At 66.9% G+C, this 21,719-nt stretch carries 23 protein-coding genes and 1 riboswitch; of the genes, 13 read left to right on the top strand and 10 right to left on the bottom strand.

Going from position 1 to position 21,719, the window contains the following annotated elements; translation table 11 throughout:
* Positions 1 to 6 precede the first annotated feature (6 nt).
* The 3 genes from phaP to DBV14_RS13645 all read right to left on the bottom strand — a co-directional run bounded on the left by phaP (position 7) and on the right by DBV14_RS13645 (position 3,545).
* The gene (phaP, locus tag DBV14_RS13655) at positions 7 to 510 is read right to left on the bottom strand and encodes a TIGR01841 family phasin (RefSeq protein WP_124459708.1); all 504 of its coding nucleotides are present in this window, start codon (positions 508 to 510) and stop codon (positions 7 to 9) included.
* A gap of 146 nt (positions 511 to 656) precedes the next feature.
* Complete coding sequence (locus DBV14_RS13650) at positions 657 to 1,301, bottom strand: hypothetical protein (RefSeq protein ID WP_124459707.1); 645 nt, start codon at positions 1,299 to 1,301, stop codon at positions 657 to 659.
* A gap of 150 nt (positions 1,302 to 1,451) precedes the next feature.
* A complete protein-coding gene (locus DBV14_RS13645) occupies positions 1,452 to 3,545 on the bottom strand; it encodes a hypothetical protein (RefSeq protein WP_124459706.1) in 2,094 nt (697 codons plus the stop codon).
* Between the two features lie 162 nt (positions 3,546 to 3,707).
* Positions 3,708 to 3,776: riboswitch (S-adenosyl-L-homocysteine riboswitch) on the top strand.
* 63 nt (positions 3,777 to 3,839) lie between these two features.
* Between DBV14_RS13645 and ahcY the strand changes: the two genes are divergently transcribed.
* The 4 genes from ahcY (at position 3,840) to DBV14_RS13625 (ending at position 7,592) form a co-directional block, all read left to right on the top strand.
* Positions 3,840 to 5,279, top strand: coding sequence for an adenosylhomocysteinase (ahcY, locus tag DBV14_RS13640; protein WP_124459705.1), 1,440 nt, complete (start codon positions 3,840 to 3,842; stop codon positions 5,277 to 5,279).
* Between the two features lie 6 nt (positions 5,280 to 5,285).
* Positions 5,286 to 6,062 carry a TlyA family RNA methyltransferase gene (locus tag DBV14_RS13635; RefSeq protein WP_124459704.1) on the top strand — a complete coding sequence of 259 codons (777 nt, stop codon included), beginning with the start codon at positions 5,286 to 5,288 and terminating at the stop codon, positions 6,060 to 6,062.
* 10 nt (positions 6,063 to 6,072) lie between these two features.
* Positions 6,073 to 6,897, top strand: coding sequence for a methylenetetrahydrofolate reductase [NAD(P)H] (gene metF / locus DBV14_RS13630; RefSeq protein WP_124459703.1), 825 nt, complete (start codon positions 6,073 to 6,075; stop codon positions 6,895 to 6,897).
* An 89-nt stretch (positions 6,898 to 6,986) separates the two neighbouring features.
* On the top strand, positions 6,987 to 7,592 hold the full coding sequence (locus tag DBV14_RS13625; protein ID WP_124459702.1) for a septal ring lytic transglycosylase RlpA family protein: 606 nt from the start codon (positions 6,987 to 6,989) through the stop codon (positions 7,590 to 7,592).
* A 34-nt stretch (positions 7,593 to 7,626) separates the two neighbouring features.
* Here the strand turns inward: DBV14_RS13625 and DBV14_RS13620 are convergent, their stop codons facing one another.
* A complete protein-coding gene (locus DBV14_RS13620) occupies positions 7,627 to 8,583 on the bottom strand; it encodes a 23S rRNA (adenine(2030)-N(6))-methyltransferase RlmJ (RefSeq protein ID WP_124459701.1) in 957 nt (318 codons plus the stop codon).
* A 131-nt stretch (positions 8,584 to 8,714) separates the two neighbouring features.
* Between DBV14_RS13620 and DBV14_RS13615 the strand changes: the two genes are divergently transcribed.
* The 6 genes from DBV14_RS13615 to mdtD all read left to right on the top strand — a co-directional run bounded on the left by DBV14_RS13615 (position 8,715) and on the right by mdtD (position 13,805).
* Entirely contained in the window at positions 8,715 to 9,371 is a 657-nt protein-coding gene (locus DBV14_RS13615) for a hypothetical protein (protein WP_124459700.1), read from the top strand.
* Positions 9,372 to 9,379: 8 nt separating this feature from the next.
* Positions 9,380 to 10,666, top strand: coding sequence for a S1C family serine protease (locus tag DBV14_RS13610; protein ID WP_185546011.1), 1,287 nt, complete (start codon positions 9,380 to 9,382; stop codon positions 10,664 to 10,666).
* 207 nt (positions 10,667 to 10,873) lie between these two features.
* Positions 10,874 to 11,305, top strand: a complete 432-nt coding sequence (rplM, locus tag DBV14_RS13605; protein ID WP_007827946.1) for a 50S ribosomal protein L13 — start codon at positions 10,874 to 10,876, stop codon at positions 11,303 to 11,305.
* Between the two features lie 12 nt (positions 11,306 to 11,317).
* Positions 11,318 to 11,710 (top strand): 30S ribosomal protein S9, encoded by a 393-nt coding sequence (gene rpsI, locus DBV14_RS13600; protein WP_007827948.1) that lies wholly within the window; start codon positions 11,318 to 11,320, stop codon positions 11,708 to 11,710.
* Between the two features lie 183 nt (positions 11,711 to 11,893).
* A complete protein-coding gene (gene erpA / locus DBV14_RS13595) occupies positions 11,894 to 12,259 on the top strand; it encodes an iron-sulfur cluster insertion protein ErpA (protein WP_007827949.1) in 366 nt (121 codons plus the stop codon).
* A 100-nt stretch (positions 12,260 to 12,359) separates the two neighbouring features.
* Positions 12,360 to 13,805 carry a multidrug transporter subunit MdtD gene (mdtD, locus tag DBV14_RS13590; protein WP_124459698.1) on the top strand — a complete coding sequence of 482 codons (1,446 nt, stop codon included), beginning with the start codon at positions 12,360 to 12,362 and terminating at the stop codon, positions 13,803 to 13,805.
* 37 nt (positions 13,806 to 13,842) lie between these two features.
* Here mdtD and DBV14_RS13585 read toward each other — a convergent pair whose 3' ends face one another.
* Positions 13,843 to 14,967: an anhydro-N-acetylmuramic acid kinase gene (locus DBV14_RS13585; RefSeq protein ID WP_124459697.1), complete on the bottom strand. Its 1,125-nt coding sequence runs from the start codon at positions 14,965 to 14,967 to the stop codon at positions 13,843 to 13,845.
* A gap of 43 nt (positions 14,968 to 15,010) precedes the next feature.
* Entirely contained in the window at positions 15,011 to 16,357 is a 1,347-nt protein-coding gene (locus DBV14_RS13580; protein ID WP_124459696.1) for a M23 family metallopeptidase, read from the bottom strand.
* Between the two features lie 158 nt (positions 16,358 to 16,515).
* Here DBV14_RS13580 and tyrS point away from each other — a divergent pair, with 158 nt between their 5' ends.
* Positions 16,516 to 17,748, top strand: coding sequence for a tyrosine--tRNA ligase (gene tyrS, locus DBV14_RS13575; RefSeq protein WP_124459695.1), 1,233 nt, complete (start codon positions 16,516 to 16,518; stop codon positions 17,746 to 17,748).
* 55 nt (positions 17,749 to 17,803) lie between these two features.
* Here tyrS and DBV14_RS13570 read toward each other — a convergent pair whose 3' ends face one another.
* Both DBV14_RS13570 and DBV14_RS13565 read right to left on the bottom strand, forming a co-directional pair.
* Entirely contained in the window at positions 17,804 to 18,427 is a 624-nt protein-coding gene (locus DBV14_RS13570; RefSeq protein ID WP_260397020.1) for an OmpA family protein, read from the bottom strand.
* Positions 18,424 to 18,990, bottom strand: a complete 567-nt coding sequence (locus tag DBV14_RS13565) for a FecR domain-containing protein (protein ID WP_124459694.1) — start codon at positions 18,988 to 18,990, stop codon at positions 18,424 to 18,426. The genes DBV14_RS13570 and DBV14_RS13565 overlap by 4 nt, the downstream gene beginning before the upstream one ends.
* Positions 18,991 to 19,142: 152 nt before the next feature.
* On the opposite strand from DBV14_RS13565, the gene DBV14_RS13560 reads away from it, so the two are divergent.
* Positions 19,143 to 20,057, top strand: a complete 915-nt coding sequence (locus tag DBV14_RS13560) for a cation diffusion facilitator family transporter (RefSeq protein ID WP_124459693.1) — start codon at positions 19,143 to 19,145, stop codon at positions 20,055 to 20,057.
* A complete protein-coding gene (gene dtd / locus DBV14_RS13555) occupies positions 20,054 to 20,494 on the top strand; it encodes a D-aminoacyl-tRNA deacylase (protein ID WP_124459692.1) in 441 nt (146 codons plus the stop codon). Before DBV14_RS13560 ends, dtd begins: the two co-directional genes overlap by 4 nt.
* Positions 20,495 to 20,506: 12 nt before the next feature.
* On the opposite strand, the gene DBV14_RS13550 is transcribed toward dtd, so the two are convergent.
* Together DBV14_RS13550 and ybeY are read right to left on the bottom strand one after the other, a co-directional pair.
* Positions 20,507 to 21,166, bottom strand: coding sequence for a class I SAM-dependent methyltransferase (locus DBV14_RS13550; protein ID WP_260397019.1), 660 nt, complete (start codon positions 21,164 to 21,166; stop codon positions 20,507 to 20,509).
* Positions 21,167 to 21,175: 9 nt separating this feature from the next.
* The gene (gene ybeY / locus DBV14_RS13545; protein WP_124459691.1) at positions 21,176 to 21,634 is read right to left on the bottom strand and encodes an rRNA maturation RNase YbeY; all 459 of its coding nucleotides are present in this window, start codon (positions 21,632 to 21,634) and stop codon (positions 21,176 to 21,178) included.
* Between the last annotated feature and the right edge of the window lie 85 nt (positions 21,635 to 21,719).

Here is a 21,719-nt window from a genome sequence, read left to right as displayed (position 1 = left end):
GCTTACTTACTTGCGCTGCAGCAGCTTGGTGACTTCGTCCACGTTGGACTGGATGCGCTGGCGCACCACGTCGAAGGCATCGGCCTGCGACTTGGCGGCAAGGTTGGCCAGTTCCTTGATGTCGTCGATGGCCCGCTGGAACGACTGCCGGCCGAGCTCGTCGAGCTTGGCGAGGTTGGCCTTGGCGTCCTTGCCGGGCATTTCCTTGGCGGCCGCCTGCCATTCGGTGATGGCGCTCTTGATCATTTCGGTCTGCCGCTGCACCACGGTCTGCAGGCCCTGGTAAGACTTTTCGTTGGCTTGCATCAGCGCCTGCAGGTCCTTGCGGCCGCTTTCGAGCAGCTTGCCCGCACCGCCGGTCAGGTTGAGTTCCTGCAGGCGGTCGGTCATGCCCTTGAGGTTCTTCAGCGGGTTGAGCATGTCGGCGGCGCTCGGGGCCGCGGCCTTGCTACTGCTGCTGTTGCTGCTGGCAGTGGTCTTCTTGGCGGCGGCTTTCTTGGCTGTGGCCATGGTGCGGTATCTCCTGTGCGGGTGAACGGATGGATGGCAAGGACCGGCCGGACGGCAAAAGTCCTTCGCCACGATACGCCGCACCGGCGCGGGCGAGGTCACCGCAGCGACAAAAATGCCTGCGGGATTTCCCTTGGGTAATTCGCCTACATCGGCGGTGCGAAGCCGTTGCGGCCGGCCGTGACACGCAGCGCCGTGGGCGTGCCGTTCTTTTCCTGCGCATTCACCAGCACCTTGGCACCGGGCACCAGCAGGGCCTCGGTGCCGGGGCGGAAGGTGACCACCGGCACGTCGGGCGGCACGATCACGGTCTGCTCGCCGCCCTTGTAGGTCAGGCGCAACTGCTGCCCGCCGCGCACCGATTTCGGTGCCGCGGCCAGGTCGGCCACGGTGGCGTTGGTCATGGTGCTTTGCGGCAGCAGGTCCCAGGGGCGATGGCCTTCGCCGGTGCCGCGCGCGGCCTCGGGGAACACCACCACTTCGAGCGCCTTCTGCGTGCCGTCGGCCTGCGGCATGGCGGCGGTGCCGATGAAGCTGCCCTGCCTGATGTCGGACAGCCTGATGCGGTAGACCTCCGATACCGCCATGTCGGCCGGGCGCGCCAGGCTGACGACTTCGCCGCCACGGTCCTGCACGACCAGGGTGTGGGCATCGACGCGCACCAGGGTGCCGCGGATGCGGACGGATTCGGAGGCCTGGGCAAATGCCGAGGTCGGCAGCACGGCGGCGCTCAGCCACAGGGCGGCGGTGGTGGCGAGCAAGGCCTTGGAGGTGCTGGGCAGAAGCGGCATGGAGGCTTTCAGGGTGGGTGTGAAGTCAATGTACGCCGCCGCGGCAAAACGTGCCGGCCGCTGAGTTAGCTGGCAATGAGCAGGCGTGAAATAAAAAAAGCTGCACGCCGCGCGACGCGGCATGCAGCCTTTTGTTGGCAAGCGAAAGCGTCAGTCGATCAGGCCGATCTCGAGCGCGCCGCCGGTGGCGGGGTTGCGCGAGCCGACCATCGCGAAGACCTTGCTGCCCTGGCTCGCGAAGTGCATTTCAGGGCCGCTGAACGAGGCCAGGCGCATGTTGACCGGACCGTTCAGGCCCATCGTGACCAGCGTGGCGCTGCGTGTGGCCGCCGTGCCATCGGGCAGCACCTGCGTTCGCGCATAGCCGGCGGCGCCGATGGATGTGCCGCCCCAGCTGCCGTTGGTGGCACCGCCGCGTGCGGCGATGCCGGGCCATGTCGCGCGCTCCGGCAGGCCGATGCGGAACACCGAGGTGGTGGGCGTCGAGGGCACGATGCCGGCCGAGAGGTACACGTTGTCCCCGCCGATGCGCGCGATGCCGAAGTTGCCGTTGTCCGCCGGGTTGGCCACGTTCACGATGTGCCAGGTGTCGACGGTCGGCCCGGCCGACACGGCGTATGTCCGCACCGACGCCGCGGGGCAGTTGTCGATGCGGTACACCACGCTGTCGTTGCACAGGTAGAGCGTGGTGCCGCCGTTGGCGACCTGGATCTGCGTGATCGACGAGTCGGCGCTCGCGGCCGTCAGGTTGATGCCCAGGCGGTTGTAGACGCCATCGAGCTCGGCCTGCGCCTTGACCAGTGCACGCGAAGCGACGAACGGCCGCACCGCGTAGCTGGCCGGCGTGACCTGCGCCACCGCGAACGGGAACGCGCCGACGACCGTGTCGGCCGCCAGCCGGAAGCGCGCGGTGTTCACCGGGCTGGCAATGCGGCTGCTGTCGAACACGAAGCTGCCTGCCTCGGCACTGTCGGCGGTGAAGCTGCCCGATGCGGTGGCGCCGGTGTCGTCGGTCATCTCGTAGCGCAGGCTGTCCATGTTCAGCGCCAGCGTCTGCCGCGAGCCGTTGGCCGCGTAGACCTTGTAGCGGCCGTTGCGCGCATCGGGGGCGGTGCCGGTGTCGATCAGGTTGATCTGGACGTAACCCTGCGTGTTCGGATTGCGCGTGCCGACCACCACCGACAGCAAGCCGTTCTGCATCGCGTAGTACTTGCGCGTTCCGCTGGCGTTGACCAGACGGATACCTTCGGGCTGCGACGAGAAGGTGCCGCCCACCGAAAGCGCCAGGATGCCGTAGCTGCCATCCGGGTTGGTGGCCGTTCGCACCGAGTTCGCGGTGTCGATGAGGTTGCTGCCCCAACTGCCCTCGGTCGATGCGCCCAGACCGCGCGTGGTGGGCCAGTTCGGCGATTCGGGCAGGGCGATCCGCAGGAACTGAACCGCCGGCGTGGTGCTCAGGCCCGCGCTCAGGTAGACGTTCTGGCCGCCGATGCGCGCCATGCGGAAGTTCGCGGTTTCGTTTGCGTTGGCGGTGTTCGTCGCGACCCAGGCGTCGTCGGTTCCAGCCGCGACCGTGTAGGTTCGTTTGGAAGCGGCGGGGCAGAGGTCGATCTTGTAGATCGCGTTGTCGAAGCAGAACTCCAGCAACGTGCCGCCGCCCGAAATGCGCATGGCGAGCATCTGCGAATCCGGCCCACCGGGACTGCGCGTGACACCGAAGCGGTTGTAGGTGCCGTCCAGTTGCGCCGCCGTGGTCAGGAAGCTGCGTGCGGCCACGAAGGGCTGCACCGCGTACGCGGCAGGGCTCGAATACGCCGTCTGGAATGGGAACGCACCGACGATGGCATCGGCCGCCACGCGGAAGCGCGCGGTGTTCGCCACCGCCGTAACGCGGCTGCTGGCAAAGACGTAGGTGCCCGGTTCGGTGAAGTCTTCGCTGAAGCTGCCGGATTCCGCCACGCCGAGGTTGTCGGTCATGGTGTAGCTGCCGGTGTCGAAGTCGACCGACAACGCCTGCTGCGTGCCGTTGGCCGCGTAGACGCGGTAGCTGCCGCTGCGCACGTCGGCGCCGGCCAGCGTCTTGTTGCTCATCGTGGCCGCAACCGCCACTTCCGCTTGCGGCGGTGCATTGCCGCCGCCGGACAGCGGGAGCCCGCCGCTGGGGGCACCGCCACCTCCGCCTCCCCCACAGGCCGCCAGCAAGGCGGCCAGTCCACAACCCGCGAGATATCTCGTCATCCTCATGTTGAGCCCTCTTCTTTTTGCGATGGGCCCGGCAGCGAGCCGGCTGGCTCCTGAACCGAACCAGGGAAAATCGTAAAAAGAGGTGTCTTCAACGCTGAGGCTGACAAATGCCGGCCCAAACCCCCCGGGTTGGCTCGGCCTTGCGCCCCGTCTACAATGCGCCGTTCCGAGGAGCGTTGCAGCGCCGTCAGGCGTGAGGCTCGGACCACATCGCAACCACGCTCACCCGCTGTTCTCGCGGTGAGTTTTTTCCCCGTACGCAGTGGCATCTTTCAAACCAGTTTTGGAGTTCTCATGAGCGCTGTTCTCAAGCCGACCCCCGTTTCGACCGCCGACCAGGCGATCGCCGATCTTTCCCTCGCCGCCTGGGGCCGCAAGGAAATCCGCATTGCGGAAACCGAAATGCCCGGCCTGATGGCCATCCGCGAAGAGTTCTCGAAGGCGCAGCCGCTGAAGGGCGCGCGCATCACGGGCTCGCTGCACATGACCATTCAAACGGCCGTGCTGATCGAGACGCTGCAAGCCCTGGGCGCCACCGTGCGCTGGGCCTCGTGCAACATCTTCTCGACGCAAGACCACGCCGCCGCCGCCATTGCCGCTTCGGGCACGCCGGTGTTCGCGATCAAGGGCGAGTCGCTCGAAGACTACTGGGGCTACACCCACAGCATCTTCGACTTCGGTCCCAAGGGTTCGAAGGGCGAAGGCCCGAACATGATCCTGGACGACGGCGGCGACGCCACGCTGCTGATGCATCTGGGCCAACGCGCCGAGAAGGACCTGGGCGTGCTGGCCAACCCGACCAGCGAAGAAGAACGCATCCTGTACGCAGCGATCAAGGCCAAGCTGGCTGTCGACAGCACCTGGTACACCCGCAAGTCCGCCGAGATCATCGGCGTGACCGAAGAAACCACCACGGGCGTGCACCGCCTGAACGAGATGAGCGCCAAGGGCACGCTGCTGTTCCGCGCCATCAACGTGAACGACTCGGTCACCAAGAGCAAGTTCGACAACCTGTACGGCTGCCGTGAATCGCTGGTGGACGGCATCAAGCGCGCGACCGACGTGATGATCGCCGGCAAGGTGGCTTGCGTGGCCGGCTACGGCGACGTGGGCAAGGGCTCGGCCCAGGCACTGCGCGCACTGTCGGCGCAAGTGTGGGTGACGGAAATCGACCCCATCAACGCCCTGCAGGCCGCGATGGAAGGCTACAAGGTCGTGACCATGGAATATGCCGCCGACAAGGCCGACATCTTCGTGACGACCACGGGCAACAAGGACGTCATCACGCACGACACGATGGCCAAGATGAAAGACCAGGCCATCGTCTGCAACATCGGCCACTTCGACAACGAGATCGACGTCGCGTCGATCGAGAAGTACGAGTGGGAAGAAATCAAGCCACAGGTCGACCACATCACCTTCCCGGACGGCAAGAAGATCATCCTGCTGGCCAAGGGCCGCCTGGTGAACCTGGGCTGCGGCACGGGCCACCCGAGCTTCGTGATGTCGTCGTCGTTCGCGAACCAGACCATCGCCCAGATCGAGCTGTTCACCAAGCCCGACGCTTATCAAGCCGGCAAGGTCTACGTGCTGCCGAAGCACCTCGACGAGAAGGTCGCGCGCCTGCACCTGAAGAAGGTCGGCGCCATGCTGACCGAACTGACGGACGCACAAGCCGCCTACATCGGCGTGAGCAAGAACGGCCCGTACAAGCCGGACACGTACCGCTACTAAAAGTACATGCGCGCTGATCAACTGTTGGTGGAGCGCGGCCTTGCCGCGTCGCGTTCGCAGGCCGTGCGGCTGATTGCCGGCGGCATGCGCTGGCGTGACGCGGGCACGAGCGACGCGTGGCGCTCGGTCGTCAAGAACAAGGACGACGTGCCCGAGTCGGCCGAGCTGGAGCTGGTCGATGCGGCCGAGGCGCGCTACGTGTCGCGCGGCGGCCTGAAGCTCGAAGGGGCACTGCAGGCCAGCGGGATCGATCCCGCCGGCAAGCTGTGCTTCGACGTGGGCCAATCGACCGGCGGCTTCACCGATTGCCTGCTGCAGCGCGGCGCGACGAAGGTCGTGGGCGTCGATGTCGGCCACGGGCAACTGCATGCGAAGTTGCGCGAGGACGAGCGCGTGGTCGCCATCGAAGGCGTCAATGCACGAGCCCTCTCGCCGGACGATCTGGAAGAAGAAGGCGAGTCGCGCTTCGACCTGATCGTGGGCGACCTGTCGTTCATTTCGCTCACGCTGGTGTTGCCGGCCGTGGTCGAATTTCTGGCCGACGACGGGCGCCTGTTGCTGCTGGTCAAGCCGCAGTTCGAACTGCAGCCCGGCCAGGTCGGCAAGGGCGGCATCGTGCGCGACGAAACCATGTATGCGGTGGTCGAAAAGCGGTTGCGCGACGCCTGCGAGGCGCTCGACCTGCGCGTGCTGCAGTGGTTCGACAGCCCGATTGCCGGCGGCGACGGCAACCGCGAGTTTTTCATTCATGCCGTTCGCGCGGACGCTGCGAACGGTTCTTAAGGAGACGCAGGTGCGCCTTCCGCTGAGCTTCGAATTCTTTCCGACCAAGACGCCCGAAGGCGCGGTCAAGTTGCGCGCCGTGCGCCAGCAGCTGTATGCGCGCAAGCCGCAGTTCTGCTCGGTCACGTATGGCGCGGGCGGCTCCACGCACCAGGGCACCTTTGGTGCGGTGCAGGAAATACTGTCCGAAGGCGTGGACGCAGCGAGCCATTTCTCGTGCATCGGCGCCACGCGCGCCACGGTGCGCGAGCAGCTCGCCGAACTGAAGGCCATGGGCGTCAAGCGCCTGGTGGCACTGCGCGGCGACCTGCCGAGCGGCTACGGCATCGGCGGCGAGTTTCTCTACGCGAGCGACCTGGTCGCCTTCATCCGTGAAGAGACCGGCCGCGACTTTCACATCGAGGTGGCCTGCTACCCCGAGATCCATCCGCAGGCCCGTTCGCCCGAAGCCGACCTGCAGGCCTTTGCCGCGAAGGTGAAGGCGGGTGCCGATTCGGCCATTACGCAGTATTTCTTCAGCCCCGAGGCCTACTTCCGCTTCGTCGACGACGCGCGCAAGCTGGGGCTCGACACGCCCATCGTGCCGGGCATCATGCCGATCACGAGCTCGACGCAGCTGATGCGTTTCTCGGACGCCTGCGGCGCCGAGATTCCGCGCTGGATCCGCCTGCGGCTGCAGGGCTTCGGCGACGACACGGCATCGATCAAGGCCTTCGGCCTCGACGTGGTCACCGACCTCTGCGCGCGCCTGCGCGACGGTGGCGCACCGGCGCTGCATTTCTACACGATGAACCAGTCGGCGGCGACGCTGGCTTTGCTGGAGCGCCTCGATTGAGGGGGGGCGCGGCCGGAGCGGCGGGTTCGCTGCGCGCGGGGCTTCGTGTGGCCCTCGTCGCCGCGACCTGCGCTCTTGCGGGCTGCGCCATGCCGCCGGCCACCGAGGCCACGGCCGATGCCCAGTTGAAGCCCCTGGCACGCGGGCTTGCCGTGCCGCCGGGCGTGCCGGCGCGCTCCAACGTGCCTTCGGTGCGCTACGACCTGGCCGTGTCGGGCACCGGCGAGCTGACGCCCGATGACGGCGTGCCCGGCGACGACGGCCCGCGCGAGATCTTCGAGCGCGGCGGTGCCTCGTGGTACGGCATCCAGTTCCACCAGCGCAAGACCGCCAGCGGCGAGCGCTTCGACATGACCGCCATGACGGCGGCCCACAAGACCCTGCCTTTCAACACGCGCGTGTGCGTGCGCAGCCTGGTGAACGGCAGTGAGGTGCTGGTGCGTATCAACGACCGCGGCCCCTACGCGATGGGCCGCGTGATCGACCTGAGCCGCGCGGCGGCCGACCGCATCGGCCTGACCGGCCTGGGCATCAAGCAGGTGGCGCTGAGCATCGTTGACCGCGAGGGCATGCGCTGCGGCGGCTTGCCGGTCGAGGCGAGCGATGCGCAGGCGCCCGCACCGGTGGCCGATCGCGCCAGGGCGCCGGCGCCCGCACGGCGCAAGGCGGCGGTGCCGCCGCGTCGCCGCCGGTAAGAGGCGACAAGAAGCCGCGGCGGGAAGCCCGGCTTCAGCCGCCCGAATCGAGCGAGAAAGTGGCGTGCCGGTCTTGCGCCAGGCGCTCCACCAGTTGCGGCAGCGCGGCCGCGAGCAGCGGCTTCAGCGTGTAGGGCGGGTTGATCAGGAACATGCCGCTGGCCGGCAGGCCCGGCCGGTGCGTTTCGCCCGAGGCGTCCGTCGTGATCTTGCTGGACTTGACCGTCAGCGTGGCGTGCAGCCACGGCTTGCCGGCCTTGGTGGCCATGGTCTTCAGGCGCCGTGGCAGGTCGTGCGCCTCGGGGCGCGGAATGATCGGATACCAGATGGCGTAGGTGCCGGTGGCGAAGCGCTTGAGCGCCTCGGCCGCGAAGTCGAGCACGCGGCCGTAGTCGCTCTTGATCTCGTAGCTCGGGTCCATCAGCACCAGTGCGCGGCGCGAGGGCGGCGGCAGGAACTTGGTGGCGCTGCCGAAACCGTCGTCGCGCAGCACGGCGATCTGGCGGCCAGCTTCGAGCTGGGCAATGTTGGCGTCGAGCGTGCGCGCGTCGGTCGGGTGCAGCTCGAACAGCTTCAGCTTGTCGTGGTCGCGCAGCAGGTGCTGCACGATGAACGGCGAGCCCGGGTAGACGCGCGCGCCGCCCTTGGGGTTGAAGTCGCTGATCACGCCGAGGTAGCGCGCGATGGCATCGGCCAGCGGCACTTCGGCAGCGGGCGCTGACTTCTTGGCAGCCGTCTTCGCAGCGGGGGCAGGGGCGGGCGCTGCGGGCTCTTTCTTGTCCGACAGCAGGCGCAGGATGCCCTCGGCCGCTTCGCCGCTGGTGCCGGCGTAGTCGCCATCGAGGCGGTACAGGCCGGCGCCGGCGTGGGTGTCGATGACCGTCAGTGCTGCTTCTTTTTCAAGCAGGTGGTCGAGCGTGGCAATCAGCACCGTGTGCTTGAGCACGTCGGCATGGTTGCCGGCATGGAAGGCGTGGCGGTAACTGAACATGATGGGAATGAACCTGAAAAGTGAGTGGGTGGAACGCTAGACTCACGCGCCGCAACATTGAATTACAAAAAGGGGCATCGATGCGAGGAGCTGGATGGCGATTTTGGGGCCTGTGCGTCGGCGCGGGCGTTTTGTCTATTTTGACCGGCTGCGCATCGGTGACGCACGGCACCACGCAGAACGTGAAGATCGAGACCATGACAGCAGAGGGCAAGGTGGTCAACGGCGCGAAATGCCTGATCAGCAACGACCGCAACGACGCGGTGATGCGCTCCGGCGACAGCGTGCCCGTGCGGCGCTCGGGCGCCAATCTGTCGATCGAATGCACCCAGCCCGGACTCGCGCCCGCCAACGGACAGGCCGTGTCGCGCGCCAACGTGGGCATGGCGGGGAACATCCTCATCGGGGGCCTGGTCGGCGCGGCGGTCGATGCGGGGACGGCCGCGGGGTACAACTACCCGAGCTGGATCCAGTTGATCTTCGGCGAAGTGCGCAGTGTCGACCGCAGCGCGCAGTCGGGCGATTCGCCCACGTCCGGCGTGAAGATCGGAACGACTGAAGTGGCGGCGGCACCGAAGGCCGTGGCGGTGAAGCCGGCTGAAGAGGCGCGCCCGGCGCCCGCTGTGCCCGCGCCGCCGCAGCCCATCAAGGTGGTAGCGCCCGCTCCCCCGGCCCCGCCGCCAGTCCAGGCTGTGGCGCCTCCTTCGCCTTCTCCTGCGCCGGAGCCGAGGCCCCAGACGCGCGTATCGATGGACGACCTGAGCGGCTTGCTGCCGGCCAAGCCATGAGCGGCCCGGTGAAGTCTTTGCCGCCGCTGCGCGGGGTCTCCATGTGCCTGGCTCCCCTGGCATTCCTGGGGCTGGCCCTGGCGGCGGGGCCGGCCGCCGCGCTGGAGCCGGAGGCCCTGTTCAGCAAGGTATCGGGCAGCGTCTGGTCGGTTCGCACTTTCGACGCCCAGGAACGCCCCCTGCGCGCGGGCAGCGCCGTGGTGATCGCACCTGGGCGCCTCGTCACCAACTGCCACGTGCTGGCCAAGGCGAGCAGCTTCGTCATCAAGCAGGACAACGTCACCTACGGCGCGACGCTGGAGTTTCCGGACCCGGCGCGCGACCTGTGTCAGATCAAGGTGGCCAACTTCACCGCGCCGCCGGTCGCGCTGGCGCCGGCGGGCAGCGCGCGCGTAGGGCAGCGGGTGTATGCCATCGGCAATCCGCGCGGGCTGGAGAATACGCTCAGCGAAGGCATCCTGTCGGGCCTGCGCGGCGGCGGCAGCGGTGGTGCTGGCGGCGAGTCCGAAGCACGGCTGTTGCAGACCACCGCGGCCATCTCGGCGGGTTCGAGCGGTGGCGGGCTGTTCGACAGCGAAGGGCGCCTGCTCGGCATCACCAGCTTTGCCGCGCGCGACGGCGGCAGCCTCAATTTCGCGATGCCGGTCGAGTTCCTGTCGGAGCTGCCCACGCGCGCCAAGGCGGTGCTGGAGGCGCGGGCCAGCGAGCCCGCGGACAGCGTCCGCCGGCGCGCGGGCGGTGCGGCGCTCACCGAGCCGCTGCGGCCCGGCGACGCGCTCGAGTACGTGCGCACCGACAGGCTGACCGGCACCCGTTCGACCGTGCTCTACCGGGTCGACCGCGTCAACGGCGACGAAATCGTCTTCAACGGCGGCGGCAAGGTCGAGAAGACCGACGGGCAGGTGGTGTCGGTCACGTCCCCGGCCGGCGGGCTGTTCGATTCGTCCTCGCCTCCTGGCGGCTGGGCGCGCGCCAACCTCCTGCCCGGCATGCGTTGGCAGGCCGACTACACCGCCGCCGCCGAAAACCAGCGCTACGAGCTGATCGCTACTGTGGGCGGCGAGCGTTCGGTCCGCGTGGACGGGGTCGAGCTCCAGGTGCTGCGCATCGGCTACGAAGGCTGGATCTACGCCTCCAGCCTGAGCGCGCCGCTCGCCAGCGGCAGCTCCCGCTTCACGGGAGCGGCCTTGTACAGCCCGGAGTTGCGCCGCGTGGTTCGCTTCGAGGCGTCGTACCAGCGAGGCATCATTTCGGGCGGCAACGAGGTCCTGGAACTGGTGCGAATCCAGCGCTGACAGCCGTCGAAAGACGAGGAATTGGTCAAAAAGCCGATTCTTCGTATAATCGAGGGCTTCGCAGCGTTTTTGTAGCCCCGCGGCGAAGGCATGTTCACTCGCTCTTCACTGGGCGGGCAGGCATGAAAACCCACCTAAGAGATTCCCATCAGAGGAACGCCGACCGTGGAAAAGGGCTCGCCAAACCCTCTTCAAAGAGAAAAACTCATGACCAAAACGTTCAGCGCCAAGCCCGCTGACGTGACGCACGAGTGGTTTGTGATTGACGCGACCGACAAGGTCCTCGGACGAGTAGCCAGCGAAGTTGCTCTCCGTTTGCGCGGCAAACACAAGGCCATTTACACGCCTCACGTCGATACCGGTGACTTCATCGTCATCATCAACGCCGCGCAACTGCGCGTCACCGGCGCCAAGTCGATCGACAAGGTGTACTACCGTCACTCGGGCTATCCCGGCGGTATCACGGCGACGAACTTCCGCGACATGCAGAACAAGCACCCGGGCCGCGCCCTGGAAAAGGCTGTCAAGGGCATGCTGCCCAAGGGCCCGCTTGGTTACGCGATGATCAAGAAACTCAAGGTGTACGGTGGTGCAGAGCACCCGCATACCGCCCAACAGCCCAAAGTGCTGGAACTGTAAGGAGCCTTGAGAATGATTGGTGAATGGAACAATGGCACCGGCCGTCGCAAATCGAGCGTCGCCCGTGTGTTTCTGAAAAAAGGCACCGGCAAGATCACGGTCAACGGCAAGGACATCCAAGAGTTCTTCGGCCGCGAAACCTCGATCATGATCGCCAAGCAGCCCCTGGCGCTGACCAACAACCTCGAAGCTTTCGACGTGATGGTCAACGTGAATGGTGGCGGCGAATCGGGTCAAGCCGGCGCAACGCGCCACGGCATCACCCGTGCCCTGATCGACTACGACGCAACGCTCAAGCCAGTCCTGAGCCAAGCCGGCTTCGTGACGCGCGATGCGCGTGAAGTCGAACGTAAGAAGGTCGGTCTGCACTCCGCCCGTCGCCGCAAGCAGTTCAGCAAGCGCTGATCTGTTCACTGCGAACAAAAAAGCCGCCTCCGGGCGGCTTTTTCATTGGGCGCCACCTGTTCCGGGCGGCACCCGACCCCACTTGCGTTGGGTGCACGCCGCAGCCAGCCAGCCGAAATTGCGGCATTGCAGTAGCATTCGTTCCATTGGCCGCTTGTCCGGCCCCCAAGGAGTAACCACCCCATGAGCGCCGTAGCCGAAAACATCCAGACCCAGATGCCCGAGCCGATCGTCTTCACCGACAGCGCGGCAGCCAAGGTCGCCGACCTGATCGCCGAAGAAGGCAACCCCGACCTGAAGCTGCGCGTGTTCGTGCAGGGTGGCGGCTGCTCCGGCTTCCAGTACGGCTTCACCTTCGACGAGATCACCAACGAAGACGACACCACCATGACCAAGAATGGCGTGTCGCTGCTGATCGATGCCATGAGCTACCAGTACCTGGTCGGCGCCGAGATCGACTACAAGGAAGACCTGCAAGGCGCCCAGTTCGTGATCAAGAACCCGAACGCCACCAGCACCTGCGGCTGCGGATCGAGCTTCTCGGCCTGATGCCCGACTGCTGGATGCCACTGGTCCAGCCTCCCCACGAAGCCGCCTCCGGGCGGCTTTTTGCTGCCCGCCGTTTCTTCATCACTCTTTCCGCTTCCCTATGACGTCCGAGGCCGCTGTTCCTCCTGCCGAGCCTGTCGATCCCGCCCGCAAGAGCCTGCTGTGGCTCGTGGCCGTCGGCTTCTTCATGCAGACGCTCGACGCGACCATCATCAACACGGCGCTGCCGGCCATGGCCGCGAGCCTGGGCGAAAGCCCGCTGCGCATGCAGTCGGTGGTGGTGGCCTACGCGCTCACCATGGCGATGCTGATCCCGGCGTCGGGCTGGATTGCCGACCGCTTCGGCACGCGGCGCATCTTTTTTTCGGCCATCGTGCTGTTCGCGCTCGGCTCGGTGCTGTGCGCGCTGTCGCACAGCCTGGGCCAGCTGGTGGGGGCGCGCGTGGTGCAGGGGCTCGGCGGGGCGCTGCTGCTGCCCGTGGGGCGGCTCTCGCTGCTGCGCACGGTGCCGCGCGGGGAGTTCCTCCAGGCGATGAGTTTCGTGGCCATCCCGGGGCTCATAGGGCCCTTGCTGGGCCCCACGCTGGGCGGGTGGCTGGTCCAGTACGCGTCCTGGCACTGGATTTTCCTGATCAACGTGCCAGTGGGATTGGCGGGCTGCATCGCCACGCTCAAGTACATGCCTGACCTGCGCGGCGTGGTGCAGAAGCGTTTCGACAGCGTGGGCTACGCGATGCTGGCCTTCGGCATGGTGGCGATTTCGCTGGCGCTCGATGGCGTTTCCGAACTCGGGCTGCGCCAGGGTGGCGTGATGGTCGTGCTGATCTTCGGCTTTGCGAGCGTCGTCGCCTACTGGCTGCGGGCCTCGCGCACGCCCGAGCCCCTGTTCGCGCCCTCGCTCTTCAGCGTGCCGACGCTGAGCATCGGGCTCATCGGCAACCTGTTCTCGCGGCTGGGCAGCAGCTGCATGCCTTTTCTGGTGCCGCTGCTGCTGCAGGTGTCGATGGGCTACTCCCCGGTGCGCGCCGGGCTGATGATGCTGCCCATCGCGATGGCCGGCATGGCCATGAAGCGCTTTGCCACGCCGCTGATCACGCGCCACGGCTACCGCAAGGTGCTGGTGGTGAATACCGTGTTGGTCGGGCTCACGATGGCCAGCTTCGGCCTCACCGCGCCGGGCCAGCCCATGGCGCTGCACGTGCTGCAACTGCTGGCTTTCGGGGCGGTCAATTCGCTGCAGTTCACCGCCATGAACACCATCACGCTGAAGGACCTGGACGGCAGCATGGCGAGCAGCGGCAACAGCCTGCTGTCGATGGTGCAGATGCTGGCCATGAGCCTCGGCGTGGCTGCGGCCGGCGCCGTGCTGTCGGGCTACAACGGCATTTTTGGCACCGAGACGGCGGCGCACACGCTGGACGCTTTTCAGGCTACTTTTGCCAGCATGGGGCTGATCACGATCGCTTCCGCAATGATCTTCTGGCATTTGCCCGGTGAGGTACGCGCCGCGCACCCGGCGCAGCCGGAAGTTTCCGGCCAGGGCTGAGCTGGCGCCGCCCTCGCGGGCGGGCGGCGGGGGGCGTTCAGGCCGGGTAGATCGCGCCCAGCACCCGGGCGCCGCGCGCGCCGGTCACGCTCGCCAGGTTGCCGGGCTCGCGCCGCACCGTGCTGCGGGCCAGCCAGGCAAAGGCCGCCGCCTCGACCTGCTGGGGCGGCAGGCCATGCGCGTTCGATGCCGCCACTTGCACGCCGGGCAGCAGCGCGCGCAGCCGCCCGAGCAGATGGTCGTTCAACGCACCGCCGCCACAGACGATCAGCAATTTGCAGTCTTTTCCGTAGCGTTGAACGTCCGTGGCACATACGTGCGCGGTCAATTCGGTCAGCGTCGCCTGCACATCGGCCGGCGCCATGGCCGTGGTGCCCAGTTGCGCGGCCAGCCAGGTTGGGTTGAACAGGTCGCGTCCGGTGCTCTTGGGCGGCGCCTTGCTGAAATACGGGTCGGCCAGCAACTGCGCCAGCAGGTCGGGCAGCACCTGTCCGCTGGCGGCCCATTGGCCGCCGCGGTCGAAAGGCTGGCCAAGGTAGGTCTGGCACCAGTGGTCCATCAGTGCATTGCCGGGGCCGCAGTCGAAGCCGCGCACGATGGCGCCGTCGGGCGCATTGGTGGCCGGCAGCAGGCTCAGGTTCGATATGCCGCCGATGTTCAGCACGGCCACCGTCTCGTCGGCGCGCGCGAACAGGGCGCGGTGAAAGGCCGGCACCAGCGGGGCACCCTGGCCGCCGGCGGCAAGGTCGCGGCTGCGAAAGTCGCCGACCACGTCGATGCCCGTCAGTTCGGCCAGCAGCGACGGGTTGTTGACCTGCAGGGTGTAGCCGACTTCGTCGAACTCGATGGGGCGGTGGCGCACCGTCTGGCCGTGCGCGCCGATGGCGGTGATCGATCCGGCGCCGGTGCCGCTGTCGGCCAGAAGCTGTTGCACCACGCCGGCATAGGCCCGGGCCAGCCCGTTGCCGGCCAGTGCCGCGCGATGCAGTTCGTTGTCGCCCGGTGTGTTCAGTGCCAGCAGTTCGGCCCGAAGAGACACGGGAAACTGCGCCGTGACGTAGGCCTGCACCGCGATGCGGCCGTCGGAAAAGTCGGCAAGCACACCGTCGACGCCATCGAGCGATGTGCCCGACATCAGGCCGATGAAAAGCTCGGCTGGCATGGCGGTTTCAGGAGGCCGGAAAGCCGCGTGGCACGGCTGCCGTTCAGTCCGCGCTGGCCTGGATGACCGAGAACGCGGCCGCCAGTTCGGTGCGGGCGCCGACGGCGATCCGCTCGAAGGCCGGGCGCAGGGCCGCGGTGATCGGGGCGCCGCCTTCTTGCGCGATGGAGGCCGGGTCCTGGTAGACGCCGCCAACGCGGAATTCGAAGTGCAGGTGCGGGCCGGTGGCCCAGCCGGTGGAGCCCACCGCGCCGATGGCCTGGCCCTGGCTCACGCTCTGGCCGGCCTTGACGTCGACGCGGCTCAAGTGCGCGTACGCCGTCTGCTGGTTGTTGCGGTGATTGATGATGACGATGTTGCCGTAGCCGTTCTGCGTGCCCGCGAAATCGACCGTGCCGTCGCCGACGGTGCGCACCGAGGTGCCCGTGGGCGCCGCGTAGTCGATGCCGTTGTGCTGGCGCCAGCTGTTCAAGATCGGATGCATGCGCATCGCGAAGCCGCTGGACACGCGCGAGAACTCGACCGGCGTGGCCAGGTAGGCCTTGCGCAGGCTGTCGCCGTTCGGGCGGTAGTAGCTGCCCTTCTGGTTGGCGCCCGGAGGCTGGAACCACACGGCCTGGTGGACCTTGCCGTTGTTCTCGAACTCGGCCGACAGCACGCGGCCGCTGCGCAGCGCCTGTCCGTCGGCTTCGAAGGTTTCGTACACCACGGCAAAGCGGTCGCCCTTGCGCAGGGCGCGCACGTCGACGTCGCCCGCGAAGATGTCGGCCAGCTGGCTTGCCACGGCATCGGGGATGCGCGAGTCGTCGGTGGCGGCGAACAGCGAGCTGCGGATGGTGCCGCTGGCCAGGCGCGTGCCCGGGGTCAGCAGGTCGCGCTCGGTGACGCCGGCAAATCCGGTGGGGGTGCGCTCGATCACGAAGCGCTTGAAGCCGCCGTCGCCATCGGGAATCCAGCGGGCGCTGAGCTTCTTGAGCTGGTTTTCCTGCGTGGCTTCGGCCGTTACCGTGCGGCCGGCACGCGCGAACAGCGCATTGCGGGCTTCGGGGCTGCCGCGCACGAAGGCGGTGGCGGCGGGGTCGGAAATGCCCAACCGCTTCATCAGGGCTTCGGCCGTGTCGCTCGAACGGGTGACGTCGGTGCGAAACAGCGTGAAGCTGAAGTTTTCGAGCGACTCGGACTGGTCCGCGAAAGACACCGGGGCCGTCGCTTCCAGGATCTGGTGGACGGGGAGGTCGGAAGCGTCAGGACCCAGCGAGGCCACCGCGAGGGTGCCCGCGCTCAACAGAGCCGCCGCGATGACCGCGGTGATCTGCTTGGGGTAGGTCCGGAACGTATAGGCCACGCGAGAAGCGAGTAGCTCCTCGGCGGCAAGAATGCCGTTGATCAAACTTTGAATTCCAGCTCAGGTTCTGCAAATCCGTGCTGCAAAGCCCAGTACGTTCAGGGCGGCAGGACGGTGCGGAAAAAAGCGCCGCTTAGAATTCGGCGCTTGAAAAGTCGGGCTCAGTATAGCTTCGGCACTCCAAAAGTCAGCCAAAAAAGCCCATGAACGCCGAATCTGTTACATCCATGAGCCTCTCAAATAGTGTAGGACGCGCGCTCGAAATATCCCTCCGCGGGGCTGACGAGCTGCTGCCGCAGGACGAGTGGGTGAAAAAACTCCAGCGCTCCGAAGCCACCGGCACGCCGCTGCGCATCAAGCTGGGCCTGGACCCGACGGCGCCGGATATTCATATCGGCCACACCGTGGTGCTGAACAAGATGCGCCAGCTCCAGGACCTGGGGCACACGGTCATTTTCCTGATCGGGGACTTCACCACCACCATCGGCGACCCCTCGGGCCGCAACAACACCCGGCCGCCGCTCACCCGCGAGCAGATCGAGGCCAACGCCCAGACTTACTACAAGCAGGCCAGCCTGGTGCTGGACCCCTCGAAGACCGAGATTCGCTACAACTCCGAGTGGAGCGACCCGCTGGGCGCCCGCGGCATGATCCAGCTCGCGGCCAAGTACACGGTCGCCCGGATGATGGAGCGCGACGACTTCAACAAGCGTTTCAAGGCCGGCCAGTCGATCTCGGTGCACGAATTCCTGTACCCGCTGATGCAGGGCTACGACTCGGTGGCGCTCAAGAGCGACCTCGAACTGGGCGGCACCGACCAGAAATTCAATCTGCTCGTCGGCCGTCATCTTCAACAGGAGTACGGACAGGAACCGCAGTGCATACTCACTATGCCTCTGCTGGAAGGGCTCGATGGCGTCGAAAAGATGTCCAAGAGCAAGAACAACTACATCGGCATCAGCGAAGACGCCAACACGATGTTCGCCAAGGTGCTGTCGATTTCCGACGACCTGATGTGGCGCTGGTACACGCTGCTGAGCTTCCAGTCGCTGGAACAGATCGAGGCACTGAAGGCCGAGATTGCGGCCGGCCGCAACCCGAAGGACGCGAAGGTTGCGCTGGCCAAGGAAATCACCACCCGCTTCCACAGCGCGGCGGCGGCCGAGACGGCCGAGCAGGATTTCATCAACCGCAGCAAGGGCGGCGTGCCGGACGAGATTCCCGAGGTTTTGCTGAGTGGCGCGCCGCTGGGCATCGGGCAGTTGCTCAAGCAGGCGAACCTGGCGGCTTCGGCGGGGGAGGGCAACCGCCTGATCGACGGCGGCGGCGTGCGAGTCGACTCGGCGGTGGTCAGCGACAAGGCGCTCAAGCTGCCCGCGGGTAGCTACGTGGTGCAGGTCGGCAAGCGCAAGTTTGCGCGCGTGACGCTGAGCTGACCCAAAAAGAACAGGCCCCTCGGGGCCTTTCTTGTTTTTCCCGTCAGATGACCGGTCAGCGGACTTCGATGGTGACGCGCCGGTTGCGCGGCTCGTCCACTTCATCGGCGGTCGGCACGGCAAGGTCGCGCTCGCCGCGGCCCACGGCCTCGATGCGGTTCGCCGGGAACTGTCGTTCCACGAAAAGCTGAACCACTTCCTGCGCCCGGCGGCGCGACAACTGGTCGTTCTGGTCGCCGGCGCCCTTGGTGTCGGTGTGGCCCGTCACCACGATGTCGCCACCGCTGCGCGCCTGCGCCGCGGCCAGGGCTTCGGTCATGATCTGCAGCGAGGCCGGCGTCAGCACCGTGCCACCCAGCTCGAAGTACACCGTGTAGCGCTGCGGCGGAGGCGGACGCATCTCGAACAGCGGCTTGTTCTCGGCCTGCACCTTGGCCTCGTCGGCCTTGTCGACCACCGGCGCACCCTTGGCGCCCACCGACGCCGTGGCGCGCTGGTAGGGCTGCGAGAGGATTTCTTCACCGTCCTTGGCGCGCACCACCACGGCGGACGGCTTGCCGTCGGCTTGCGGCAGCAGCACCACCCGCGTGCCCGGCGTCGAGCAGGCGGCGAGCAGCCAGGCCGTCAGCGCGGCCGCAAGAAGGGAGGCGCCGCGCGATGTGTTCACCGTCATCTTCATGGCTGGCCGTCTGCCTGCACGATGAAGTCGGTGCCGCGAATGCCGATGGTGGCGGTTTGCGTCTCGACCCGCACTGCGTCGGGGTTCGTCTTGCCGATCAGGCCGGTGATCATCCGCATCGAGCCGCGCAGCAGCGAAACCAGCAGCCCGCCCTCGTGCGTGGTGCCGTCGAAGTGGAATTCCTTCAGGTCCAGGCGCGAGGAAGGCCCGACCACCATGGTCGTGTCGTCGCGCAGCACGACGGCGGCGGAGGAATCGGGGCCGGTCACGATGCGGTCGACGGCGCCCAGTGCGTCACCGGGGCTGGCCTGGCGCGTGGTGCCGGCGGCGCCGAGCAGTTGCACGTTGCCGCGCACCGACTTCACGAAGCCCGCGCGGAGTTCGGCGGGGGCAGCGGCCACGGGCGTTGCAGCCGCTGCGGGCGCGGCGGTGTTCGCGATGGCGGGCGCGGGTGCTGCAGGCGCAGCAGGGGCTGCGGGGGGCACTGGCGGTGTCTGGGCTTGTGCCAATGTGGCCGAGACCACAATGGCGAGACCGCCCAGGGCGATCAAGAAATTTTTCATCGTCTGGCTCTCTGCGACTGGAATGTTCGCGATTGTCGTAAATGGTAAGGCGAAGGCGTTACATATGGACACGAGGCCGATAATTCAGTCGGTTCTTGCGGCCTTTTACCGCTTTTCGCGTGGCCTTTTGCCCAAAACCCAAGCAAATTTGCATGACGCTGACCCCCAAAACCCTGCTTCGCGTGTCTGTCGTCGTGGCCTTGATCACCATCGTGCTCAAGGGGCTGGCCGGCTACATGACGAATTCCATGGGCCTGATCTCGGACGCCATGGAGTCCTTCGTCAACCTGGCCAGCGCCATGTTCGCGCTGGCCATGGTGACCATCGCCGAGCGCCCGGCCGACGACGACCATCCCTACGGCCACCACAAGGCCGAGTACTTTTCATCCGGCTTCGAGGGCATCCTGATCGTCGGTGCCGCAATCGCGATCCTGTGGGTGTCGGTCCAGCGGCTGTTGTCGCCGCAGCCGCTGGAGCAATTGGGCTGGGGCCTTGCGCTCTCGGTGGTCAGCTCGGGCTTCAATGCGGCGCTGGCCTTCGTCCTGTTCCGCGCGGCGCGCACGCACCGCTCCATCGCGCTGGAGGCCGACGGCCGCCACCTGATGACCGACGTCTGGACCTCCGCGGCCGTGGTGGTCGGCATCGTCGGCGTGCATTTCAGCGGCTGGCTCTGGCTCGACCCGCTGCTTGCCATCGGCGTGGCGCTGAACATCGTGCGCGAGGGCGTCAAGCTGGTGTGGCGTTCGTCGCAAGGCCTGATGGATGAGGCGCTCGACCCCGAGACGCTCGCCACCGTGCGCGCCACGCTCGATGCATTCGCCGCGCGCCAGCCCGAGGGCGGCCGGCTGCGCTTCGACGACATGGTGACCCGCGGCGCCGGCCAGCGCCGCTTTGCCGACCTGCACATGCACGTGCCCGGCGACTGGACCTTGCAGCGCGCCGCAAAGATGCGCGACGAACTCGAACAGGCCCTCATGGACGCCGTGCCCGGCCTGCGCGTGACCATTCAACTGCTGCCGCTCACCATGGAAGCGCGCGCCACCCAACTCGAGGAACATCACCCATGAAAGCCGTGCTCCAGCGCGTGGCCCACGCCCGCGTCGACATCGACGGCCACACCGTCGGCGCCATCGACGGCGGCCTGCTCGTGCTGCTCTGCGCCGAGCGCAACGACGTCGATGCGCTGGCCGACCGCATGCTGGCCAAGATCCTCAAGCTGCGCATCTTTTCCGACGACGCCGGCAAGATGAATCGCAGCGTGCAGGACATCGGCGGCGGCCTGCTGGTCGTGAGCCAGTTCACGCTGGCGGCCGACGCCAGCGGCGGCAACCGCCCCAGCTTCACCCAGGCCGCGCCGCCCGACGAGGGACGAAGGCTCTACGAATACTTCGTGGCGCAGGCGCGCACCGCGCACCCGGTGGTCGCGACAGGCGAGTTCGGCGCCGACATGAAGGTGCACCTGCTCAACGACGGACCGGTCACGATCCCGCTGCAGATGAATTGACTCAGAGATTCATCAGGGCCGCTGTGGCAGCGGCTCCAGCACCGCTTCCCACGCGACCTTCGGGTGCGCGTAGCGGTCGATGGTCACCTCTTCGAGATGGCGGATGTGCCAGCCGTCGGCAAAGAGCCGCTCGACTGCCGCGCGGTCGAAGAAGCGCTTGGGAAAACCGTCGAACAGGTAGAAGCAGTCTTCGTCCCTGCCGGTAGCCGACGACGCTGATGACGAAGGGCCGCGTCCCCCGTAGTGCAGGTCGTTGACCGAGTTCAGCCGGCACAGAAGCACCCCGCCCGGACGCAGCACGCCGTGAATGCGTCGCACCAGTTCCAGCGTCGCGTCCCATTCGAAGTAGTGCAGCGACAGGCTTGCCAGCACCACGCCCACGGTGGCATGGGCCGGCGTCAATGGAAACGGATCGCGAAAGTCCTGGCAATGAAACTGCGCACTGTTCGGCACCAATGTGCGGGCGCGTTCCACGGCTTTCGAAGACAACTCGATCGCCACGACACCCAGGCCCGCATCGACCAGCGTGGCCGTGTCGCGGCCTTCCGCGCAGCCCAACTCGAGCACCGGGTCCGAGCCCGCGCGCTCCGCGAGCAGCGGCAGCCACCGCACCAGCCAGGGGTCGGTGCCCGTGCTGGTGTTCGTGTTCGTCGCGGTGGTCGTCATCGACATGCCGCGTCGTTACTTGCCGTAGGGGCTGCGAATCCCCATCTCCGCAAGAATTTCGATTTCGTACGCTTCCATTTCATCGGCGTCGGCTTCGCTCGTCTCGTGATCCCAGCCCTGTGCATGCAGCGTGCCGTGGACCAGCAGGTGTGCGTAGTGGTCGGCCAGCGTCTTGCGGTTTTCCTTGGCCTCGCGCGCGACCACGGGCGCGCACAGCACGAGGTCGGCCATGACGAGCGGGCTTTGCGCATAGTCGAAGGTGAGCACGTTGGTCGCGTAGTCCTTGCCACGAAATTCACGGTTCAGCCGTTGGCCTTCGTCGGCATCGACGATGCGCACGGTGATCTCGCCGTCGATGTCGAGCGCATGCCGAATCCAGCGCGTCACGCTGTGGCGCGGCAGTGCGGCGCGGTGCCGTTCGACGCCTTTGAAGCGGCCGAACTGAAGGGAGAGCGAGAGTGTGGGGAGTGCCATCTCAGTGGCTTCCTTGCGTGTTGTGCTGTTGTTCGGGACGGGGTCCTTCGGGGCGCGTGCGAACGACACCGGGTACTTCCCTCCG

The sequence above is a fragment of the Variovorax sp. KBW07 genome (assembly GCF_003852515.1).
In the GTDB taxonomy this organism is placed as follows: domain Bacteria; phylum Pseudomonadota; class Gammaproteobacteria; order Burkholderiales; family Burkholderiaceae_C; genus Variovorax.
The sequence above is the reverse complement of the archived record's forward strand: the minus strand, read 5'-3'. Positions and strand labels throughout refer to the sequence as shown.

Excerpts from the sequence above, each read along its gene's own strand:
- phaP (WP_124459708.1), bottom strand. The coding sequence starts at position 510 with ATGGCCACAGCCAAGAAAGCCGCCGCCAAGAAGACCACTGCCAGCAGC.
- DBV14_RS13650 (WP_124459707.1), bottom strand. The coding sequence starts at position 1,301 with ATGCCGCTTCTGCCCAGCACCTCCAAGGCCTTGCTCGCCACCACCGCC.
- DBV14_RS13645 (WP_124459706.1), bottom strand. The coding sequence starts at position 3,545 with ATGAGGATGACGAGATATCTCGCGGGTTGTGGACTGGCCGCCTTGCTG.
- ahcY (WP_124459705.1), top strand. The coding sequence starts at position 3,840 with ATGAGCGCTGTTCTCAAGCCGACCCCCGTTTCGACCGCCGACCAGGCG.
- DBV14_RS13635 (WP_124459704.1), top strand. The coding sequence starts at position 5,286 with ATGCGCGCTGATCAACTGTTGGTGGAGCGCGGCCTTGCCGCGTCGCGT.
- DBV14_RS13625 (WP_124459702.1), top strand. The coding sequence starts at position 6,987 with ATGCCGCCGGCCACCGAGGCCACGGCCGATGCCCAGTTGAAGCCCCTG.
- DBV14_RS13620 (WP_124459701.1), bottom strand. The coding sequence starts at position 8,583 with ATGTTCAGTTACCGCCACGCCTTCCATGCCGGCAACCATGCCGACGTG.
- rplM (WP_007827946.1), top strand. The coding sequence starts at position 10,874 with ATGACCAAAACGTTCAGCGCCAAGCCCGCTGACGTGACGCACGAGTGG.
- rpsI (WP_007827948.1), top strand. The coding sequence starts at position 11,318 with ATGATTGGTGAATGGAACAATGGCACCGGCCGTCGCAAATCGAGCGTC.
- erpA (WP_007827949.1), top strand. The coding sequence starts at position 11,894 with ATGAGCGCCGTAGCCGAAAACATCCAGACCCAGATGCCCGAGCCGATC.
- mdtD (WP_124459698.1), top strand. The coding sequence starts at position 12,360 with ATGACGTCCGAGGCCGCTGTTCCTCCTGCCGAGCCTGTCGATCCCGCC.
- DBV14_RS13585 (WP_124459697.1), bottom strand. The coding sequence starts at position 14,967 with ATGCCAGCCGAGCTTTTCATCGGCCTGATGTCGGGCACATCGCTCGAT.
- tyrS (WP_124459695.1), top strand. The coding sequence starts at position 16,516 with ATGAACGCCGAATCTGTTACATCCATGAGCCTCTCAAATAGTGTAGGA.
- DBV14_RS13570 (WP_260397020.1), bottom strand. The coding sequence starts at position 18,427 with ATGAAGATGACGGTGAACACATCGCGCGGCGCCTCCCTTCTTGCGGCC.
- DBV14_RS13565 (WP_124459694.1), bottom strand. The coding sequence starts at position 18,990 with ATGAAAAATTTCTTGATCGCCCTGGGCGGTCTCGCCATTGTGGTCTCG.
- DBV14_RS13560 (WP_124459693.1), top strand. The coding sequence starts at position 19,143 with ATGACGCTGACCCCCAAAACCCTGCTTCGCGTGTCTGTCGTCGTGGCC.
- dtd (WP_124459692.1), top strand. The coding sequence starts at position 20,054 with ATGAAAGCCGTGCTCCAGCGCGTGGCCCACGCCCGCGTCGACATCGAC.
- DBV14_RS13550 (WP_260397019.1), bottom strand. The coding sequence starts at position 21,166 with ATGTCGATGACGACCACCGCGACGAACACGAACACCAGCACGGGCACC.
- ybeY (WP_124459691.1), bottom strand. The coding sequence starts at position 21,634 with ATGGCACTCCCCACACTCTCGCTCTCCCTTCAGTTCGGCCGCTTCAAA.